This is a genomic window from Lentzea flava, from assembly GCF_014648475.1.
Lineage (GTDB): Bacteria > Actinomycetota > Actinomycetes > Mycobacteriales > Pseudonocardiaceae > Lentzea > Lentzea flava.
Window position 1 is genome coordinate 76,304 of the sequence record NZ_BMRE01000011.1, and the last position, 18,946, is coordinate 95,249.

Below are 18,946 nucleotides of genomic sequence, written 5' to 3' on the forward strand. Positions count from 1 at the left end.
CCAGGTCTCGGACCTTGAACTCAGTGCTTGCGAACGACCTCGACCAGCCGCCACATGTCACTCGACGGGTTGCCCGCGCCCAGCGCCTTGGCCCGCTCGACCGCCCTGTCGACGCGTTCGGCGAGCACCGTGAAGTCAAGCGCGCCCTTCGCGTATTTGGGCAGATACTTGCGCAGCCTCTCCACGGCGGCCTTCGGGCCGGAGATCCCCGCAGTGCAGTCTGCGAAGTGAAGGATCAGCCACACCTCGAAGCACGGGTTCGACACAGCCAACGAGATGCCGGTCGACTCGGCCTCGGCAACGGCCTCGTCGATGTCGAAGTCGTCGACATCGACGACACACCAGTACTCGTCGAACCCGTCCCGGTCCTTCTCCCGCAGCTTCACCGCGTGCCTCACCAGTTGCGCAGGTGAACCGACTTTGACGATCGATCTCAAGGTCACCGGCTTGGAGAGGCGCTTCAACCCGTCCAGATACGCCTGCTCGGTCTGCCCGCAGCACACCGCGAGCACGCGGCTGGCTGAGGTCCGCGACGGCGTCCGACGACGACGTGGCGAGTTCTCACGCCGCGCCATCGACACCTCGTAGGACTGCGGACACGAACGTCTCAGCCTCGACGTCAGGGACGGCGCCGTAGCTACCACCGAGATAGCGACGCTCCAGGTTCTCGCCTTCCTTGCGCGGCTTGAAATCGGTCAACGGGTACAGATCAGACGCACCCTCGGAGTTCTTGTCGACGAACCAGACGTCCTCACGAGCGAGCACTTCGTCACCAAGGACGGGACTGAGCAGACTCGCATCGTGTGTGGTGAACACGAGCTGCGCGCCGCCTGTGTTCGCTTCAGTGCTGCGGAACAGCCCGACAAGCGCCGCCGTGAGACGAGGGTGCAGGCTCGCATCGATCTCGTCGACGACCAACGTGCCCCCGTTGTGGAGCATTGACAACGTCGTGGGCAACATCATCAGCCAGGAGAGCGTGCCTGCCGACTCCTCGGCGATGTCGAACGGCTCGTGCCGCGGTCCGTGTGTGAGCTGGATTCGCCGTCGTCTCTCGATCGTGTCCCGTAGTAGTTGACTGGCCCGGCCGCGCGGCAGGTCCGGGTCCATCACGCGCTCGATGACCGACATCTCAGCTTCGTCAACTGGCCGGTTTTCCGCGTGCAGAACGCCGGTGATGCCGAGGTCAGCGACTCTCAGCAGGTCCACGATCTGCCTGGTCAGACTGTCGTTGGCGCTGCGGAGGAAGTGCGTGATCAGCTCGTGGTCGAACCTTGCGTCCGCCTGGCGGTGGAACACCAGCTTGCCGGCGAACCACCGTTGAACCGGAAGCACAGCCTCGATGCCTGATTGTGCGGCAAGACTCAGGAACAGGGCGTTCGGCCGGAGGAGCCCGGCGAGCACATCGCCCTTGGCCGCTCCTTCGCCGACCGTGGTACCGAACTTGACCTGGCCGCCGACACGTTCGAAGAGGACGCGCTTGCGCTTCTCCGGGTAGCTGTACAGCCACTCCTCCAGAACGCGGTGATCGTCTACCTCGAAGCCGTACGTGTACCGGACACCGGCTTCGATCAGCTCGACCACGTACACAGATGACCTGTCAGGTGACTCGTCGAGCTTGAACGGCTGTCTGGGCACGCCATCGTCCGGTGCCCATACAGCGAACGAGTCGCGTACGGCCTGGACCATGAACCACAGGCCGTCCAGAAGGTTCGACTTCCCCGAGGCGTTCGCACCGTAGATCGCAGCGACCGGCAAAACGTCGCGATCCTTCGAGTAGGCAGGCATGAGCAGCAACTCACGCTCGTCACGAAACGAGCGGTGGTTCGCCAGCCGGAAACTTCGAAGCACTGATCATCCACCTCCAGAAGCAGACTACAGCCTCTATTGTGCGGGTAAACCGCAGAAAACGCCCTGAAGCTGCCTGTAACGAGGGGCTTCACGATCCGTACCACTGCTCACGACAGGTGCAGGCGGCCAGCTCATACTTGTTCCTCGTGACCAGTGGGGTAGTCGTGCGGCGCGCCCGCACCAGCGATGTGCGCGCCATGAAGGCGTTGATCGACGGGTACGCGGGCAAGGTCCTGCTGGCCAAACCCCTGGTCACGCTGTACGAGGCCGTCCAGGAGTTCTGGGTGGCCGAGGAGGACGGCGAGCTGCTCGGCTGCGGCGCCCTGCACGTGATGTGGGAGGACCTGGCCGAGATCCGCAGTGTCGCGGTCTCCCCGATGGCTCTCGGCCGCGGTGTGGGTCACCGGATCGTGGCGCAGCTCATCGCGACGGCCAAGGAGCTGCAGCTCGCGCGGATCTTCGTGCTGACGTTCGAGACCAAGTTCTTCGCCAAGCACGGGTTCGTGGAGATCGAGGGCACGCCGGTGAGCCCCGAGGTCTATGAGGAGATCATGCGGTCGGTCGACGAGGGTGTCGCCGAGTTCCTCGACCTCAGCTACGTGAAGCCGAACACGCTCGGCAACAGCCGGATGCTCCTGGAGTTGTAACTCTTCGAGTAATTACTCGAAGAGTCTTGACTCGACGAACGTGGGCACACCAAGATCTGCGGTGTGCCCGAATCGCTGACCATCGACGAGCTCGCTTCCCGGATCGGCCTGCCCAGCAGCACCATTCGCATGTACCAGACGAAGGGTGTGCTGCACGCGCCGAGAAGGCAGGGGCGCGTGGCGTACTACGACGCCTCGCACGTCGAGCGGTTGACGCTGGTCCAGCGGTTGCAGCAGCGGGGGTTCTCACTGCCCGCCATCGCGGAGCTGATCCAAGCGAGAGAAAAAGGCGAGTCGGTCGCCGCGGTGCTCGGCATGGGCGAGACCGAGGGGCCCGACGACTGGGTCCGGATCAAGGTGCGCGACATCAAGCACCTGATTCCGATGGGAGACGTCCAACCGCGACTCCTCCTCCGGGCTATGCGGTTGGGCTTGGTGCGGTGGAAGTACGGCTGGCCGCACGCGCGTCGCTGGGCACTCGAAGCGGGCGGAAGGCTCGCCGGCCTCAGGGTGCCCAGCGATGACGTCATGGACAGCTTCACGCGCCTGCGCACGGCGACCGACGCGATCGCGGCGGACTTCGTGCGGTTGTTCGAGCAGCAGTTCTGGCCGGAGCTCGCGCGCAAGGCCGGTGACGAGAACCAGCTCGAGAACGTGCGGGCGTTGCTCGTCGAGCTGACCTACACGGCGGAGACCGCGGTGGTGGGGACGCTGCGGGAGTCGATCCGGGACGCGGCGGAGGAGTTCGCGTCGCGGCACGGGCTGCTGCCCAGCGACGAGTTCCAGCCCGCGTGGGCGGAGCAGCCGCTGCCGCCGATCGCCGAGAACATCGTCGATCCGGCTGGGGATCTGCCGAGCGAGCAGGAGATCGAGTGTTTCCTGGCGAGGGGGGACGAGGATGAGCCTGGTCGCTGATCCCGCGTGGCACGCCCAGATAAGAGACGAAGGACTTGTCGTGTACGCGGGAGCGGATCTCGCGTACCTGATTCCAGACCTGCCCAGGGCGGTGGCCGTGGCGCTGGCGGGACTGTTCGAGCCGGTGTTGAGGGGAGTGGCTCGAACGGTCGACGAAAGCCGGTTGGGGGAACCGGTTCGCCGGCACGTGGCCCAGCTGAGGACCCTGGGCGCTCTCCGCCCGGCGCGGTTGCCCGCCGACGAACGCAGGCCGATGGGGGTCGGCACGCGGTTCGTCGGTGAGGCACCCGCCGGGCTGGTGGAGCGGTTGCCGCACAACGAGGATCCGGACCTGTTGCTCGTTGTGCGGACGACTGGCACGTTGGTCGACCTGGTCGAGGTGGCCCGCGAGACGAAGGTTCCGCACCTGTTGCTGGACCTCGCGTACCACCACACCGCCGCGATCGGGCCCTTCGTGGTGCCCGGTGCCGGCGCGTGCCTGGCGTGCCTCGCGGTGCGGGCGGGGCGGCGGTGGGGGGATCCGCCGCCTCCCCCGCATCCGGCGGCGATGACGTTCGACTTCCCGATTTCTCTTGCGCTGCAAGCGGTTCAGAACATCCGCAACGGTTCGCTGGCGCTGCTCGACGCGGTCGTGACCGTCCACCTCGACGAGTTCACGACGACCCGTGAGAGCGTGCTGCCCGCCGCCGGCTGCGAGATCTGCCCCGCGCTACCAGTTGGGCGCGTGTCCTTGCCTTGGGGGAACCATGACGACAGCGGTTCGGTTACCTGACCAGTTCTCACCCGGTGCGGCCGCCGCGAACGCCGCGACGCCCACCTGTTGCTGTTGTTGTTGCTGTTGCGCGGTTTCCTCGGTCGGCGCGGCCGTGCACATCCCGGAAGCGCTGTACCAGGACACCAAGCACCTGGAGAAGCCGAGCAGGGCGCTGGTCCTGCCGGCCGCGCTCTACCCGCTCCTCGTCGTCGCGCTGCCGGTCGTCACGTGGGGTGCGATCTTCGACCTCCACTGGGGCTGGTGGGCCGGGGGCTTCGCACTCGCACTGGTCTGGGCGCTCGCGGCCGGATCCATCTCGAAGTCGCCGAAGCCCTTCGGCAGCGCGCGGCGGCTGCTCGGCTGGGCGGTGCTGTGGTGCCTGGAACCCTTCATCGTGCTGACGATGCTGGGCCCCATCGCCTCGTACGTGCACATCTGGGTGGCGCTGGTGATCTACGGCGCTGCCGCGCTGGCCCTCGGGTACTCGCTGTGGAAGCACTACCGGGGCAAGCGGTGAAGACCGTCGCGGAGGCGCTGGTCGAGCGCGCGGTCGGCTGGCGGCAGGGTGTGGTGTCGCAGCTGCACCCCGTGCCGCACAGTCTGTCCGATGTGGACATCGAGGGCTGGGCCGCGGTGCCGGAGCCGTTCGCCACGGGCGGCACTTCCGGTGGCACGTCGAAGGTCGCCGCGATCGCCGAGGCGCTGGAACGTCATGCAGCTGCACGGGCGCCTCTGGAGATCGTGACCGAGGGCGAGTGCTGGCCGTTGGAGCACTTCAGCCTGCACACCGTCGAACAACGCGTTCGTGGTGATTACCGCTACCGCAAGGGATACGTCGACACCCGGTACACGCGGGCGTGGACGTTGCCCGGCAACACACCGATCCGCGTTCCCGTCGGACTCGTCGGCCTGGACGCCTCGCACGGTCTGCCCACGACGTCGTCCGGGCTGGCGGCGGGCCCGTCGCCCACGAGCGCGTTGCTGAGGGCCGCGCAGGAGCTGGTCGAGCGCGACGCCTTCACGACGACCTGGCTGCATTCCATTGCACCGCAACGGTTTGCGGCGGACCTTCCGCACGGCGCGCAGGCGTTCGACCTCACGCCCGACTACAGCCCGCACCCGGTGATCGCGGTCGCCGGATCACTTCCGATCGCCGGGAAGCCGCGGCCGACCCTCGGCCTCGCCTGCCGCGCCACCGTGGCGGAGGCGCTGCAGAAGGCCTACGAGGAATGGGTGCAGGGCACGGTGTTCATCGAGGTGTGGCTGGCACGCAACGGTGACCAGCCCGTCGAGGAGGTCACCGACTTCGACAAGCACGCCGTCTACTACGCCACGCACCCCGACGAGTGGGACGCGCTGCCGTGGTTCGGTGGCATCGAAACGGATCCGCCGCCGGACGCCGCCTGCCGTGGCGTCGCCGCGGAACTGACCGAATTGGTGCACGCCCTCGACGACCGCGGCATCCGGCTCGCGTACCGGGAGCTCACCACGCCGGAGCTGTCGGCCGTCGGGCTGCACTGCGTCCGCGTCCTCTCCCCCGACCTCGCGCCACTGCACTCCGACCACCGCTGGCCGCACCTCGGCGGCCGCGCCCGCGAACTCACGTGGCGCTACCCGCACGCCTCGCCAGGCGTGTTCCCCAATCCAGCACCGCATCCGTTGGGGTGAGGCCGTGTTCGACGACTTCTGGACCGCCAGCCGGTTCTCACCGCTGCACCAGCTGCGGCTCGGTGAACGCCTGCGGGACTTCCGCCCGCAGCCGCCGTTGATCGACCCGCTGGAGCTGCCCACCGCACCCCGGCCGCTGCCCAAGCCCCACGACCGGTTGCAGAAGCTGTTCCAGGCACGGAGGAGCACTCGGGAGTTCACGTCGAAACCGTTGACCGACAAGCAACTCGGCACGGTCCTCGGCGCGCTGGGAGACAACAGCTTCCCGTCGGCGGGCGGGTTGAACCCGTTGCGCTGCTACGCGTTCGTGAACGGCCGCGCGGTCCGCTACGACATCCGCCGGCACGCGCTGCAGGACATCGGCGAGGCCCCTGCGAACCTGGCCTCGATCCTCGGCACGCCCGACGTCCCACCGCTCACGATCGTCCTGGTGCTGGCCGACGCCGAGTCGTTCGAGAAGTACGGCGAACGCGCGGGCAGGTTCGGCCTGATCGAGGTGGGCGCGGCAGCCCAGAGCATCTGCCTCCGTCTGGCCGAGCAGAAACTGGGCGGCTATCTGCTGGGCGGAGTAGCCGACAACGAGATGCTTCACTCGCTCGGTCTACCCCGCGACCTCCGCGTGGCCACGGCGATCGCGTGCGGTAATCCGATCACCTGACGTTCATCAGATCGTGTCTACCGAGGACATTCGATCACCCGCTACAACAAGGCGAGACCCTGCTCACACTCCGAGGAGCTCGCCATGTCGAAGACCCTGCGCTCGGCATTCGTGGGTGCCACCGCGTCCCTCGCCCTGATCTTCACCGGTGCCCCGGCCCAGGCCGTGGACATCGTCGCGGTGACCGACGACTACCTGTTCTCGAAGTCCCTCACCCAGTTCACAACACTGCGCGCCCAGCAGCCCTACGCCGGCCAGCTCGACTGGTCGTCCGACGGCTGCTCGTACTCGCCGGACAACCCGTTCGGCTTCAAGTTCCTGCCGACCTGTTACCGGCACGACTTCGGCTACCGCAACTACAAGCGCCAGGGGCGGTTCAACGAGACCACGCGTCTGCGGATCGACAAGAACTTCAAGTCCGACATGTACGGGCAGTGCGGCAGCAACTGGGCGTGCAAGCGGACGGCCGACATCTACTACAAGGCCGTGCGGGAGTTCGGCGGGACCGCGTCGTCGACCGCGACGAGCCTTCAGCAGGCAGGGCTGAAGTAGTCCCTGCGTTTGACGGCCGTCTTGATCGCCTGTGCGTGATCAAGACGGCCGTTGCCATCTCAGGCGAGGGTAGGCGGCATTTCCGTCAACTCGACGAGATGTGACAACTTGACAGAAAAAGTGACAGGGCTCTATCTTTGTTGCCATGGAGAGCCACTAGTCGCAGGCGAGTGTCGACCCCGATGTCCTTGGAAGACACGGGGAACAGCACCCATCGCCGGGGCGGTTCGAGCCTCCGACCAGGTCCCAACGACCTGATGCGCGAGCCTGACCTGACACGCGAAGGGGTCTGCTGATGAAGAGCGAAGCCTGATGTCTACGAGGCACCCGGCGTCCCACGCTGAAAACAACGCGGCTGCCGAAGATCTTCTCTCCGAGCTCAAGCGGGTACGCAAAGGACGTGGCCTTGCCGGAGCAGTGGAAAGCGGAACGGTCGGGCCCTCACTGGCCCAGCTGGGCACCTTTCACGAGGACGACGACTCGGCGACGAAGATCTTGAAACTCAGCAAGGTCCTCTCGTCGTTGCTGTCCGATCTGGACGAGTCCGAAGCAGAAGCGATCTCCGCAGCGCTCGGCATGGGCTCCGAATACGGCGGCATGCCCATGCTGAGTCAACGCATCAACCGGTTGGCCGCCAAGCTGTCCGCCGACCCACGGACCGCGCGTCGGAGGATCGACGACGCCTTCGCCGTGCTGGCCGCGGCGGCGGTCAGCAGCACCAAGCCGATCTCCGTCGACGAGTCGGCCAAGCGGGGCTGGCACGCACGATGCGTCCGCACGATCGTTCTGCTCGGCAGCAACGGCATCGAGGTGCTGGAGTTGCGCACCGTGGTGTCCGAGACGCTCGACCTGCGGCAGATCTACCTCGGCTTCTCCACACCTGCTCCAGACCGCACCGACCACCCGCCGCAGCCGCGCCTGCAGATCGACGCACTGTACGGCGGTGACATCGTCGAACGCCGGATCGAGACAACGGCACGGACCGGTTTCGCGCTCAAGTTCCCCCGCCCGCTGAAGCTCGGTGAGGTCTACGAATACGGCGTGCGGTTCCGGATTCCTCCCGATGCTGATGTCGCTCCCTACTACGTGCTCGTCCCATGGGTCATGTGCGAAGAGTTCGACTTGCGGGTGAAGTTCGAGACGGTTCCTGAAAAGGTCGAACTGCTGTCCGGCGTGTTCCAGGCGGATACCCAGGACTACGTGTTCGCCGCGCCCGCTATCGAGATCGACACCTTGGGGGAAGTGCGGGCGAAGTTCAGGCAGTTGCAGCCGGGCATGGCTTACGGCGTGCGCTGGCGTGACGAACTGCGCGAGCCCTAGCCGGAAGGGCGCAGCCATGTCGTATCTGCCGCCCGGACTTCCCATGTGGGCCCTCGGGATCGTGGCGATCCTTTTGGCCGCGGGGAGTTTGCTGCGCGCGTTGTCCAGGTTGATGCCGCAGAACTCACGTGATCGACTGCAGGCGTGGGAGCGGTGGCTCGAGCACCGCCGCATGATGCGAACACGGCCCGCCGACGCTCAGTCCTCGTCGCCAACCGGGCCGCCTCCGCGCATCAGGTAGATCACGGACTCGAGCTCGTCCGGCTTGATCAGCACCTCACGTGCCTTCGAGCCCTCGGAGGGCCCGACCACCCCGCGGGTCTCCAGCAGGTCCATGAGGCGCCCCGCCTTCGCGAACCCGACGCGGAGCTTGCGCTGCAGCATCGACGTCGAACCGAACTGCGACGTGACGATCAGTTCGGCCGCCTGCACCAGCAGGTCGAGGTCGTCGCCGATGTCGGCGTCGATCTCCTTCTTCTCGCCCGCCTTGGCCGCCGTGACGCCGTCGGTGTACTCGGGCTGCGCCTGGTTCTTGGTGAAGTCGACGATCTGGGAGATCTCCTCGTCGCCGACGAACGCGCCCTGGATGCGCACCGGCTTGGAGGCGCCCATCGGCAGGTACAGGCCGTCGCCCATGCCGATCAGCTTCTCGGCGCCCGGCTGGTCGAGGATGACCCGCGAGTCGGTCAGCGACGAGGTGGCGAACGCCAGGCGCGACGGCACGTTGGTCTTGATCAGGCCGGTCACGACGTCCACGGACGGGCGCTGTGTGGCCAGCACCAGGTGGATGCCCGCCGCGCGCGCCTTCTGCGTGATGCGCACGATCGCGTCCTCTACGTCGCGCGGTGCGGTCATCATCAGGTCGGCGAGCTCGTCGACGATCGCCATGATGTACGGGTACGGGCGGTAGACGCGTTCGGAGCCCGGCGGTGCGGTGATCTCGCCCGACTTGACCTTGCGGTTGAAGTCGTCGATGTGGCGCACCCGGTTGACCTGCATGTCCTGGTAGCGCTGTTCCATCTCCTCCACGAGCCACGCCAGCGCGGCCGCCGCCTTCTTCGGCTGCGTGATGATCGGCGTGATCAGGTGCGGGATGCCCTCGTACGGCGTCAGCTCGACCATCTTCGGGTCGATGAGGATCATCCGCACCTCTTCTGGCGTCGCCCGCGCCAGCAGCGACACCAGCATGGAGTTGACGAACGACGACTTTCCGGAACCCGTGGAGCCCGCGACCAGCAGGTGCGGCATCTTCGTCAGGTTCGCGGTGACCATGTGGCCCTCGATGTCCTTGCCGAGGCCGATCACCATCGGGTGCGTGTCCTTCAACGTCGACGGCGCGCGCAGCACGTCGCCCAGGCGCACCATCTCGCGGTCGCTGTTCGGCACCTCGATGCCCACCGCGGACTTGCCGGGGATCGGCGCGAGCAGCCGGACGTTGTCGGTGGCGACCGCGTAGGCGATGTTCTTGGTCAGCGCGGTGATCTTCTCGACCTTCACGCCGGGGCCGAGCTCGACCTCGTAACGCGTGACCGTCGGGCCGCGGGTGAAGCCGGTGACCTGCGCGTCGATCGAGAACTGGTCGAGCACGCCGGTGATGGCCTCGATCATCTGGTCGTTGGCCTTGCTGCGGGCCTTGGGCGCGTCGCCGTCCTTGAGGATGTTCGGCGGCGGCAGCTGGTAGTCGCCCTCGACCGCGCGCACGGCCATCGCCGGTGCCTTCTTCGGCTCCTTCGCGACGGGCTTGGGCGGCTCGGGTTCCTCCAGCGGCAGTTCTGCCTGCGGCTCGTCCTCCACGGGCGCGGCGGCCTGGCGGCGACGGGACGGGCGGCGCAGGCGAACCGGCTTCGGCTCCTCCTCCTGCTCCTCGTCCACAGGCGCTTCTTCTTTGCTCGCGCCGGGGTGCAGCAGCGAGCGGATGCGTTCGGGTGCCTGGCGGATCGGCGTGTGCGTCACGACCAGCAGGCCGTAGGCGAAGATCAGGAACAGCAGCGGACCGGCGACCCACGGTGTGAGGCCCTGGGCCAGGAAGCCGCCGGCCAGGTAGCCCAGCGCACCACCGGCGCCGCGGCGTTCGACCGGGTCCATCGGCAGGCCGCCGATGAGGTGGAACATGCCGAGCACGCCGATCATCATCAGCAACGAGCCGATGATCAGCCGCGGCCGCGCCTCCGGCTTCGGGTCGGTGCGCATCAGCGTGATGCCGATGCCGAGCAGCACGACCGGCACGATCACCGCGGGGAAGCCGACGGAGCTGCGCACGGCGACGTCGACCCACTGGCCGACCGGTCCGCCCGCCTGCCACCACACACCGGCGCCGGTGATGAACGCGAGCGCGATCAGCAGCAGTCCGAGCCCGTCACGGCGGTGCTCGGGATCCAGGTCCTTGGTACGGCTGACCGTCCGCACGACGCTGCCGACACCACGGCCGATGCCACCCCACACGGCGCTGATGGCGCCACTGCTCTTGCGCGGAGCGGGTTTTCTGGACGCGGTGGAGCGCGCCCGCGGCTTGGCAGGTGCTTTGCCGCGTGACGTGGTCTTGCGTGAAGTCCCTGTGCGCCCGGCCATGTGTATAAGGTAGTCCCTCGCGTCTCACCAGCACCGTTTGCAACTGGGACGCGTGCGAAACCTCATGGTTCCCCGGATTCCGCACGCTGTCGTTCCGACACGCCGTACGCTGCCCCGCGTGTCCACACCGCTCTTCTGGCGCGTGCTCATGGCGCTCGACCGTGGCTTCGTCGCGCTGACCGGGAAGCTCGAGGTCTCCGGCGACATTCCACCGGAGCTGCTCGGCAAGCCCCTGCTGCTCGCTTCCAACCACATCGGCAACCTCGACCCGTTCGTGCTCATCGCGGCGTGCCGCAAGATCGGCGTCAACCCGCGCTTCATGCTCGCGGGCGGCCTCCTCGACGCCCCGATCATGGGTCCGGCCCTGAAGGCGTGCGGTCACCTGCGCGTCGACCGCAGGTCGGCGAACGTGGGTGAGGCGATGCACCGCGCCGTCGAAGCCCTGCAGAAGGGCGGCGACCCGATCGCCGTCTACCCCGAGGGCAAGATCACGCTCGACCCCGGCATGTGGCCGGAGCGCGGCAAGACCGGCGTGGCCCGCATGGCGCTGGGCGGCGGCATCCCGGTGATCCCGATCAGCCAGTGGGGCGCCCACGAGGCCGTGTACTGGGGCAACCTGCACGTCTCCGGCTGGAAGGACTTCCTGCCGTACCTGACGTCGTGGCTGTCCGCGATCCGCAAGCGCCCGACGTTCAAGGTGCACTTCGGCAAGCCCGTCGAGCTGTCCGATCTGAACGCCGAGACGATGGGTGACGCCCGCCGCGCCCACGAGCGGATCATGCGCGCGATCACCGAGGGCCTGGTGCCGCTGCGTCTCGACGAGCCGGACCTGCCGCGCTTCCACGACCCGACGCGGCCGACGACCGGTTCCTCCCCCTGGCGGCCCGTCTGATCGAGTAGGCGATCACCGTGACCAGCATCAGGAACGGCGCAGGGCTTGCGGTGTAGAGGCCGATCACGAGGTCGGCCGTGGGAACGACCAGTGCCAGCACGAACGACCCCGTGCCCGCCGTGGGCAGCTTGACCTTCGGGTCCGCCCACGGCGTGCGGCCCCACGGCTTCGCGACGCTGAGCCACGTCTGGAACGCGAACCCGCTGATCATGAGCCCGGTACCGACCGGCATCCAGATGCTGACGTGCCCGTTCGCCGCCGCTTCGAGACGGTCGCTCAGGATGAAGATGCCGACGTAGAGCTGGACGACGGTGATCGCGAACTTCGTGAGCACCCACCAGTGCCGGAAGTACCCCCACGGCGTCGTCGCGCTGAGCATCATGCCGGTGAACGCGCTGGCGGCGCCCATGAACGCGAGCACGTGATGGTCCAGCACCCGCGCCATCCTGAAGGCGTTGAGATCACTCGTCTTCATGCCGTAGAGCAGCAACGCCAGCAGTGCCACGGCCTGGCTGAGCCAGCCGACCGAGGTCACCACGTGCAGCCACACCACCAGAGTTCTCGCGCGTTTCGCCATGACGTGTAGCTTGCCTACACATCATGGCGACGCACATCAGGGATCACCCCTACTGAGCAACCCGGTCCAGCCACTCCCCCATGAGCGCGTTGAACAACACCGGCTGCTCGATCTGCAGGTTGTGCCCCGCGGTGTCGAGCACGGCGAACGACGCGTACGGGTAGTGCGGCAGCAACGCGTACACGTCCTCGTACCCGGTGATGTTGTCCTGACGGCCGGTCAGGAACAGCGCGGGCCGTTGGTAGGTCCCCAGCTCCGGACCGGCGGACAGCTCCCAGTCACCCTGGATCCGGGCCATCGCGTCGAGGTCCGCGACCTCCAGGCCCGGCAGGACCTCTTCGGCGAACCGGCGCGCCGTCTCCGCCGTCCGCACCACCGCCATGCCGTCGAACTGCGCCGCCAGTTCGGGATCCAGCACGACGTCGTCCGACCTGCGCACCTCGAACGGCGGCACGGTCCGGTCGGCCGCGAAGAGCTTCGTGCCGGCCGGGCAGATCAGGGCCAGCCCGTGCACCTGGTCCGGTCGCCGATGAGCCAACGCTCGCGCGAGGTAGCCGCCGTACGACTCGCCGATCAGCAGGAACGGCTCCGCGCCGATCTCCGCGTCGACGAACTTCTCCAGCGCCGCAAGCATGTCGTCACTGGAGTTCACGCCGTCCGCCGGCGACTTCCCCATCGCCGGCAGGTCGGGGTACAGGCGCCGATAGCCGGGCCTGGTGGCGAAAAGCGGTTCCAGACAACCGAGCATCAGGCGGTGGTCGGGTGTCCAGCCGTGGATCGCGAGCACAGGAGTGCCCGAGCCGTGTTCTACGAAATGCACGAAGTAGTTCTATGCCAACTCGTGCAGTCGTGCCCGCACTTCTGCCGTAAGCGGATGGTCGTAGTCCTCGTAGATCGCCAACGCTTCCAGCAGATGCGTCCGCGCCACGTCGGGCTGGCCCGCGCTCGTCTCCCCCAGGCCGTGCAACGCCTCGGCGAGGCTCTTGCGGTCACCGAGCACCCGCAGGAACTCCAGCGCGTGCCGGAACGAGTCGCGCGCCTCGACGCGCTGTCCCAGCCTGAACTGCGCCCAGCCGATGCTGACGAGGGCCATCGCCTTGCCGTGCACGGCGTCGTGCGAGTCCATCAGCTCGAACGCCATCCGGGCCGACGCCAGCGAAGCCTCGTGCTGACCCGCGGAGCGCAGGATGTCGCTCAGGAACAGGCGCGTGCCGCCCTCGCCGAACCACGACCCCACCTCGGCGTGACGGTTCAGGGCCTCGCCGAACCTCTCGACGGCCAGGTCGAACTGGCGCAGGCCGCCGTAGGCCATGCCCAGGCCGGTGAGACTCCACGCGGCACCCACGTCGTCGCCGATCTCGCGGCGGATGGCCAGGGCGCGGTCGAACAGTTCGAGGGCGTCGGCGAAACGCTGGCCGCGGAAGGCCGCGAGGCCCTGGCCGTGCACCGCCCAGGCGCGCGCGGCCTGGTTGCCGTCGCGGGCGGCGGCGCGTTCGGCGATGCGGTAGGTGCGGGTCCACTCGTCCAGGGCGCTGGAGACGATGAAGTAGTTCCACAGCGCGACCGGGATCTGCCAGGCCGTCGGTGAGTGGTGATCCTCGGCGAGCCGGGAGACGGCCAGCAGGTTCGAGGATTCCGTGCGACACCAGGTGAAAGCCTCGTCGTGCGAGGTGAAGTCCTGAGTGGACAGTGGTGGGAGCAGGAACGACGGGTGGTCCGGGGGTGAGATCACGGTGCCGGCCGCGTTCGCGGTGTCGAAGTACCACCGCAGCAGGCGTTGCACGGCCTCCGAGCGGCCTTCCGAGGACTCCTCGGTGGCACTGAGCTCCGTGGCGTACAGGCGGAGCAGGTCGTGCAGCCGGTATCGGCCGCGCGCGACCTCTTCCAACATGTGCCCGCCCGCCAGCACGTCCAGCAGCGTCCGCGCCCGCGACACCGGCACACCGGTCAGCGCGGCGACGGCGCCCAGGCTGATCTCGGCGCCCGGATGCAGACCGATGAGCCGGAACGCCCTCGCCGCGTCTGGCTTCAGGGCGAGGTACGACCACGAGAAGGCCGCCCGCACGGCCGTGTCCTCGTCGTCGCCGGTGGCCAGGACGTTGAGCCGGTCTCGTTCGTCGGCGAGGTCGCCTGCCAGGTCGGTCAACGTCAGGTGCGGGCGGGTGACGACGCGTTCGGCCGCGATCCGCACCGCCAGCGGCAGGTGACCGCACAGCTCGACGAGCTTGGCGGCGGCGTCGGGTTCGGCGGCGACGCGGTCGGAGCCCACCGCGGAAGTCAGCAACGCCAGGGCTTCGTCGCGGGTCAGCGTCGACAGCGTCACCGAGTGCGCGCCGTCGCGGGCCACCAGGCCGCCGAGGTGGTTGCGCGAGGTCACCAGCACCATCGACGACGACCGGCCCGGCAGCAGCGGACGCACCTGCTCGGCGAGGCGGGCGTTGTCGAGCAGCACCAGAACCCGTTTGCCCGCCAGCACACTGCGGTACAGGGCGGACTTCGCGGGCAGGTCGTCCGGGATGCGTTCGGCCGGCACACCGAGGCTCTGCAACAACTGGTGCAACGCGGCGGCGGGCTGCACCGGCGGTGCCGACGCGTCGAACCCGCGCAGATCGACGTGCAGCTGGCCGTCGGGGAACAGGGAGGCCACCTGGTGGGCGAACCGGACGGCGAGAGCGGTCTTGCCGACACCGCCGGTGCCGGTGATGGCGACGAGGACCGGGGAGTGGTCGTGCGGAACGATTTCGGTGAGCTTCGCGAGTTCCTTGGCACGGCCGGTGAAGTCGCGGATCTCGTGCGGCAGCTGGACGGGCACGAGCGCGGGGGCCGCGGGCTCCGGCTGCGGATCGTGGCGGCCGACGAGCAGTTGTTCGTGGAGCTGACGGAGTTCGGGGCCGGGCTCGATGCCGAGTTCCTCGATCAGCAACCGGCGTAAGTCCGTGTAGACGGCGAGGGCCTCAGCTTGCCTGCCGCCGCGATACAACGCGGACATCAGCAGGCCGTGCAGCCGCTCTCGCAGCGGATGCGCACTGACCAACGTCGTGAGCTCCGCCGCCACCTCGGCCTCACGCCCGACGGACAACATCAACGCGGCGCGCTGCTCCACGGCCGTCAGCCGCAGTTCAGCGAGACGCGCGCGCTCCACGGCGGCGAACGGACCTGGCACGCCGTCCAGAGCGACGCCACGCCACAAACCCAGTGCGGCGTCGAACGCGCCGATGGCCTCCGCGGGTTGCGTGCGCAGACGTCCGGCCTCGTCCAGATGGGCGCGGAACATCGCCACGTCGGAGGCCCCGGATGGAAGCCTCAGCAAGTATCCAGCGTCCGTGGAGAGCAGCACCGAACTCGGCGCCCGCGAGGCCCTGCCCGGTTCGAAGAGCCGCCGCAGACCGGCGACGTAGGTGTGGATGCCGTTGTCCGCGCTGGCAGGGGGTTCGTCGCCCCAGACCGCGTCGATCAGTTCACTGCGCGACACGACGTGGTTGGCGCGCAACGCCAGCACCGCGAGCACAGCTCTCTGCCGCGGCGGACCCAGGGTGAGCTCCTGACCGTCCACCGTCGCCGCGAGCGCGCCCAGCATGCTGACGCGCAACTCGTTCTGCACCCTCGTCCCACTCCGTCGCTGTCCGCAGTCACCCAGCAACCTACCGTCAGTTTTCGTCCAGAAGCCATCCAGAGTCCGTGCAGAGGGCTTCTCCACACTTCACATCAGGTGGATTGGGCCGAAATGAGGGGCGAAGATGAACGCGGCCGAGGTCTTCGACACGCTCGGGATGGAATACCAACGCGCTTGGTCGCACCAGCCCGCACTGCACGGCACTCTCGCCTGGTTCGCCGCCACCCAGCCGTCGGGCTCGCGCGTGCTCGACATCGGCTGCGGCACCGGCGTCCCGGTAGCCCGCACGCTCGCCAGGGCGGGCATGAAGGTCACCGGCATCGACGTGTCCCCGGTGATGGTCGACCTCGCCGCGGAACAGGTCCCGGAAGCCACGTTCCACAAGATCGACGTCCGCGACTTCGAGTCACCGCCCGGCTCCTGGGACGTCATCTGCGCCGTCTTCTCGCTGCTGCAGATGCCCCAGGCCGAGATCATCCAGACCCTCGGCCGCGTGTCGGCGTGGCTGCGGCCTGGCGGCCACTTCTTCCTGGCCACCGTGGCGATCGACGTCGAGCAGATCACGCTGCCGTGGATGGGCCAGGAGATCGAGGTGTCGTCGTTCTCCGAGGAGAACTACGAGTCCCACCTCGGCGACGTCGGCCTGCGGGTCGTGCGCCGGAGCCGGCCGGTCTTCACACCGTCCTTCCCCGGCGCGACGCCCGAGGAGTCGCTGCACCTGGTGTGTCAGCGTCCCTAGTGCTGTTCAGCGAGCGCTCGGCCGATGAAGTGTGCTGACAGCAAGGCGAAGATGTACGCCTGCAGCACCTGCACCAGCGCCTCCAGGAAGATCAGCCCGATCGCGAGCGCGAAGCCCAGCACCGACGCCGGCTTCAGCCAGATCGGGCCGTGCAGCAGCAGGAACTCGCCGCCGAGCGTGAACACCAGCACCAGCAGGTGACCCGCGAACATCGCCGCGAACACCCGGATCATGAGGTTCAGCGGGTCGAAGAAGAACTTCAGGATGACCTCGGTCGGGATCAGCAGACCCCACAACACGCCCTTCGGCACGTCCGGGATGACGAACTGGTTGCGCAGATAGCCCCTGAGGCCGAACTTCCTGATGCCCACGATGTGGTAGAGCGGGTAGACGATCACCACCACGGCGAACGGGAAACCGCTGTGCGTGAACGTCGGGAACTGCACGAACGGGATCAGCCCGTAGAGGTTGTTCACCAGGGCGAAGCAGAAGATGCTGACGATCAACGGCACGTACGGCGCGAACTCCTTGGCGCCGATCTGCTCCCGCGCGATCGTGTTGCGGCCGAAGTCGTAAACCGACTCGGCGGCGAACTGCCAGCGCGACGGGACGAGCTTGAGGTTCCTCGTGGTGATCAGGAAGAACGCCAGGATGATCGCGATCGACAGGAACAGCAGGACCAGTGCCTTGTCCACCGCGAGGTCGTACGGAATTCCGAACGGCTCGTGCCAGGTGAAGATCGGTGGAAGAAAGATGTCTTCCTTGCCCGGCGGAGAGAAAACGTCATCGGCCATGAGGCGACCCCCTCGTCCATGGTCTGGATCTAGACCTTAGCGCACGCTCAACATCAGGTAACGGACGGGTCACAGACTGCGGGCGAGTTCATGCTAAAGTGTCATCCTCAAGCATGCTAAATCGTCAATGATCATGCCGCCGAACTGTTAGACTCACCCTGGTGAGCAGCGATTATGTTCCTCGCCTCACCGACCAGCTCATCGGTGACCTGCTGGCCGACTTCCCCGCTCTTCTCGTGCTCGGTCCACGCGCTGTCGGCAAGACCACGACTGCGGCTCGGCATGCGCGCACGATCCTCCGCCTTGATCAACCGAGGGTGGCGGCGGCGCTCGAAGCCGATCCCGACGCGGCATTGCTGAACCTGGAGGAACCGGTCCTGATCGACGAGTGGCAGCTCGTGCCGTCCGTGCTCGGCGCGATCAAACGCTCTGTCGACGCCGACAGCTCGCCAGGCCGGTTCATCATCACCGGATCGGTGCACGGCGATCTGGACCATCAGACCTGGCCTGGCACCGGACGCCTGCTGCGGGTCGACATGTCGGGTCTGACCGTGCGGGAACTCGACCGGCGACCGCTCGACACCTCACCGTTCCTCGATCGAGTGCGCACCGGCACGTTCAGCAGTCCGGCCGATGCTCCTGATCTCCGCGGCTACCTGGATCTGGCTGTACGCGGTGGTTTTCCGCAGCTGGCGCTGCGCGACTCCGAACAGGGTCGCCGTCGTTGGGCTCGCACCTACTTGGACGAACTGTTCACCCGCGATGTCGAGCAACTCGACGGTGGCCGGGCACCCAGGTTGCTGCGCAGATACTTCCAGACGTTCGCCGCGAACACCTCGGGTGTCGTCACCGACAAGACGATCTTCGAGGCGGCCGGGGTTTCGAGAAACACCGCCATCGCCTACGAGAAGCTCCTGAGCGACCTCTACATCGTCGACATCGTGCCCGCTTGGCACACCAACCGGTTGAAGCGACTGGTGAAGCTGCCGAAGCGGTACGTCGTCGACACCGGGCTGGTGAGCGCGGCGCTCGGCGTCGGCGTCGACGCCGTCATGCTCGACGGCGACCTCATCGGCCGGCTGCTCGACACGTTCGTCGCGGCTCAACTGCGCGCTGAACTCCAGCTCGGCGAACGGGATGCCGTGCTGTACCACCTGCGGGACGCGAACGGGTCCCGTGAGGTGGATCTGCTGATCGAGTTCGACGACGGGCGCGTGATCGCCTGCGAGATCAAGGCCACCGGCGCGCCGCGCAAGGAACACGCCAAGCACCTCACCTGGCTGCGCGACGAACTCGGCGACAGGTTCGTCGCCGGCATCGTCTTCCACACGGGTCCGCGGATGTTCCAGCTCGACGAGCGGGTGTCAGCTGTGCCGATCTGCGCGATCTGGCACAGCTGAC

General features: G+C 67.5%; 18 protein-coding genes. 11 read left to right on the forward strand and 7 right to left on the reverse strand.

The window, feature by feature from the left end; all coding sequences use genetic code 11:
- Nucleotides 1-20 precede the first annotated feature (20 nt).
- Both IEZ09_RS15720 and IEZ09_RS15725 read right to left on the reverse strand, forming a co-directional pair.
- Nucleotides 21-575, reverse strand: a complete 555-nt coding sequence (locus tag IEZ09_RS15720) for an RloB family protein (protein WP_189254428.1) — start codon at nucleotides 573-575, stop codon at nucleotides 21-23.
- Complete coding sequence (locus IEZ09_RS15725; RefSeq protein ID WP_229812609.1) at nucleotides 562-1,785, reverse strand: AAA family ATPase; 1,224 nt, start codon at nucleotides 1,783-1,785, stop codon at nucleotides 562-564. Before IEZ09_RS15725 ends, IEZ09_RS15720 begins: the two co-directional genes overlap by 14 nt.
- Before the next feature lie 209 nt (nucleotides 1,786-1,994).
- Between IEZ09_RS15725 and IEZ09_RS15730 the strand changes: the two genes are divergently transcribed.
- From IEZ09_RS15730 to IEZ09_RS15765, 8 genes are all read left to right on the forward strand, one after another.
- Nucleotides 1,995-2,495 carry an amino-acid N-acetyltransferase gene (locus IEZ09_RS15730; RefSeq protein ID WP_189254430.1) on the forward strand — a complete coding sequence of 167 codons (501 nt, stop codon included), beginning with the start codon at nucleotides 1,995-1,997 and terminating at the stop codon, nucleotides 2,493-2,495.
- A gap of 63 nt (nucleotides 2,496-2,558) precedes the next feature.
- Entirely contained in the window at nucleotides 2,559-3,410 is an 852-nt protein-coding gene (locus IEZ09_RS15735) for a MerR family transcriptional regulator (RefSeq protein ID WP_229812589.1), read from the forward strand.
- Nucleotides 3,394-4,182: a hypothetical protein gene (locus IEZ09_RS15740; protein WP_189254431.1), complete on the forward strand. Its 789-nt coding sequence runs from the start codon at nucleotides 3,394-3,396 to the stop codon at nucleotides 4,180-4,182. The genes IEZ09_RS15735 and IEZ09_RS15740 overlap by 17 nt, the downstream gene beginning before the upstream one ends.
- Nucleotides 4,183-4,276: 94 nt before the next feature.
- Nucleotides 4,277-4,681, forward strand: coding sequence for a hypothetical protein (locus IEZ09_RS15745; RefSeq protein WP_189254432.1), 405 nt, complete (start codon nucleotides 4,277-4,279; stop codon nucleotides 4,679-4,681).
- Nucleotides 4,678-5,832: a YcaO-like family protein gene (locus IEZ09_RS15750; RefSeq protein WP_189254433.1), complete on the forward strand. Its 1,155-nt coding sequence runs from the start codon at nucleotides 4,678-4,680 to the stop codon at nucleotides 5,830-5,832. Before IEZ09_RS15745 ends, IEZ09_RS15750 begins: the two co-directional genes overlap by 4 nt.
- A gap of 4 nt (nucleotides 5,833-5,836) precedes the next feature.
- Nucleotides 5,837-6,490, forward strand: coding sequence for a nitroreductase family protein (locus IEZ09_RS15755; protein ID WP_189254434.1), 654 nt, complete (start codon nucleotides 5,837-5,839; stop codon nucleotides 6,488-6,490).
- An 84-nt stretch (nucleotides 6,491-6,574) separates the two neighbouring features.
- On the forward strand, nucleotides 6,575-7,042 hold the full coding sequence (locus IEZ09_RS15760; RefSeq protein ID WP_189254435.1) for a phospholipase: 468 nt from the start codon (nucleotides 6,575-6,577) through the stop codon (nucleotides 7,040-7,042).
- A gap of 417 nt (nucleotides 7,043-7,459) precedes the next feature.
- A complete protein-coding gene (locus tag IEZ09_RS15765) occupies nucleotides 7,460-8,362 on the forward strand; it encodes a hypothetical protein (protein ID WP_189254436.1) in 903 nt (300 codons plus the stop codon).
- 198 nt (nucleotides 8,363-8,560) lie between these two features.
- Here IEZ09_RS15765 and IEZ09_RS15770 read toward each other — a convergent pair whose 3' ends face one another.
- Nucleotides 8,561-10,930, reverse strand: a complete 2,370-nt coding sequence (locus tag IEZ09_RS15770) for an FtsK/SpoIIIE family DNA translocase (RefSeq protein WP_189254437.1) — start codon at nucleotides 10,928-10,930, stop codon at nucleotides 8,561-8,563.
- A gap of 148 nt (nucleotides 10,931-11,078) precedes the next feature.
- Between IEZ09_RS15770 and IEZ09_RS15775 the strand changes: the two genes are divergently transcribed.
- Nucleotides 11,079-11,822: a lysophospholipid acyltransferase family protein gene (locus IEZ09_RS15775; protein ID WP_229812611.1), complete on the forward strand. Its 744-nt coding sequence runs from the start codon at nucleotides 11,079-11,081 to the stop codon at nucleotides 11,820-11,822.
- On the opposite strand, the gene IEZ09_RS15780 is transcribed toward IEZ09_RS15775, so the two are convergent.
- From IEZ09_RS15780 to IEZ09_RS15790, 3 genes are read right to left on the reverse strand one after another with little or no spacing between them, the layout of a single operon-like run.
- Nucleotides 11,719-12,399, reverse strand: coding sequence for a hypothetical protein (locus IEZ09_RS15780; protein WP_189254438.1), 681 nt, complete (start codon nucleotides 12,397-12,399; stop codon nucleotides 11,719-11,721). The two genes, IEZ09_RS15775 and IEZ09_RS15780, sit on opposite strands and share 104 nt — an antisense overlap.
- Before the next feature lie 49 nt (nucleotides 12,400-12,448).
- Nucleotides 12,449-13,219, reverse strand: a complete 771-nt coding sequence (locus tag IEZ09_RS15785) for an alpha/beta fold hydrolase (protein ID WP_189254439.1) — start codon at nucleotides 13,217-13,219, stop codon at nucleotides 12,449-12,451.
- A gap of 9 nt (nucleotides 13,220-13,228) precedes the next feature.
- Nucleotides 13,229-16,000, reverse strand: a complete 2,772-nt coding sequence (locus IEZ09_RS15790) for an AfsR/SARP family transcriptional regulator (protein WP_189254440.1) — start codon at nucleotides 15,998-16,000, stop codon at nucleotides 13,229-13,231.
- A gap of 136 nt (nucleotides 16,001-16,136) precedes the next feature.
- On the opposite strand from IEZ09_RS15790, the gene IEZ09_RS15795 reads away from it, so the two are divergent.
- The gene (locus IEZ09_RS15795) at nucleotides 16,137-16,751 is read left to right on the forward strand and encodes a class I SAM-dependent methyltransferase (RefSeq protein WP_189254441.1); all 615 of its coding nucleotides are present in this window, start codon (nucleotides 16,137-16,139) and stop codon (nucleotides 16,749-16,751) included.
- Here IEZ09_RS15795 and IEZ09_RS15800 read toward each other — a convergent pair.
- On the reverse strand, nucleotides 16,748-17,545 hold the full coding sequence (locus tag IEZ09_RS15800; protein WP_189254442.1) for a F0F1 ATP synthase subunit A: 798 nt from the start codon (nucleotides 17,543-17,545) through the stop codon (nucleotides 16,748-16,750). The genes IEZ09_RS15795 and IEZ09_RS15800 overlap by 4 nt on opposite strands.
- A gap of 161 nt (nucleotides 17,546-17,706) precedes the next feature.
- Here IEZ09_RS15800 and IEZ09_RS15805 point away from each other — a divergent pair, with 161 nt between their 5' ends.
- Nucleotides 17,707-18,945 carry an ATP-binding protein gene (locus IEZ09_RS15805; RefSeq protein ID WP_229812590.1) on the forward strand — a complete coding sequence of 413 codons (1,239 nt, stop codon included), beginning with the start codon at nucleotides 17,707-17,709 and terminating at the stop codon, nucleotides 18,943-18,945.
- Nucleotide 18,946 lies beyond the last annotated feature (1 nt).

Bases quoted from the DNA above. Each gene is read 5' to 3' on its own strand.
- IEZ09_RS15720 (WP_189254428.1), bottom strand. From the start codon at position 575: ATGGCGCGGCGTGAGAACTCGCCACGTCGTCGTCGGACGCCGTCGCGG.
- IEZ09_RS15725 (WP_229812609.1), bottom strand. From the start codon at position 1,785: ATGCCTGCCTACTCGAAGGATCGCGACGTTTTGCCGGTCGCTGCGATC.
- IEZ09_RS15740 (WP_189254431.1), top strand. From the start codon at position 3,394: ATGAGCCTGGTCGCTGATCCCGCGTGGCACGCCCAGATAAGAGACGAA.
- IEZ09_RS15760 (WP_189254435.1), top strand. From the start codon at position 6,575: ATGTCGAAGACCCTGCGCTCGGCATTCGTGGGTGCCACCGCGTCCCTC.
- IEZ09_RS15770 (WP_189254437.1), bottom strand. From the start codon at position 10,930: ATGGCCGGGCGCACAGGGACTTCACGCAAGACCACGTCACGCGGCAAA.
- IEZ09_RS15775 (WP_229812611.1), top strand. From the start codon at position 11,079: ATGGCGCTCGACCGTGGCTTCGTCGCGCTGACCGGGAAGCTCGAGGTC.
- IEZ09_RS15780 (WP_189254438.1), bottom strand. From the start codon at position 12,399: ATGGCGAAACGCGCGAGAACTCTGGTGGTGTGGCTGCACGTGGTGACC.
- IEZ09_RS15795 (WP_189254441.1), top strand. From the start codon at position 16,137: ATGAACGCGGCCGAGGTCTTCGACACGCTCGGGATGGAATACCAACGC.
- IEZ09_RS15800 (WP_189254442.1), bottom strand. From the start codon at position 17,545: ATGGCCGATGACGTTTTCTCTCCGCCGGGCAAGGAAGACATCTTTCTT.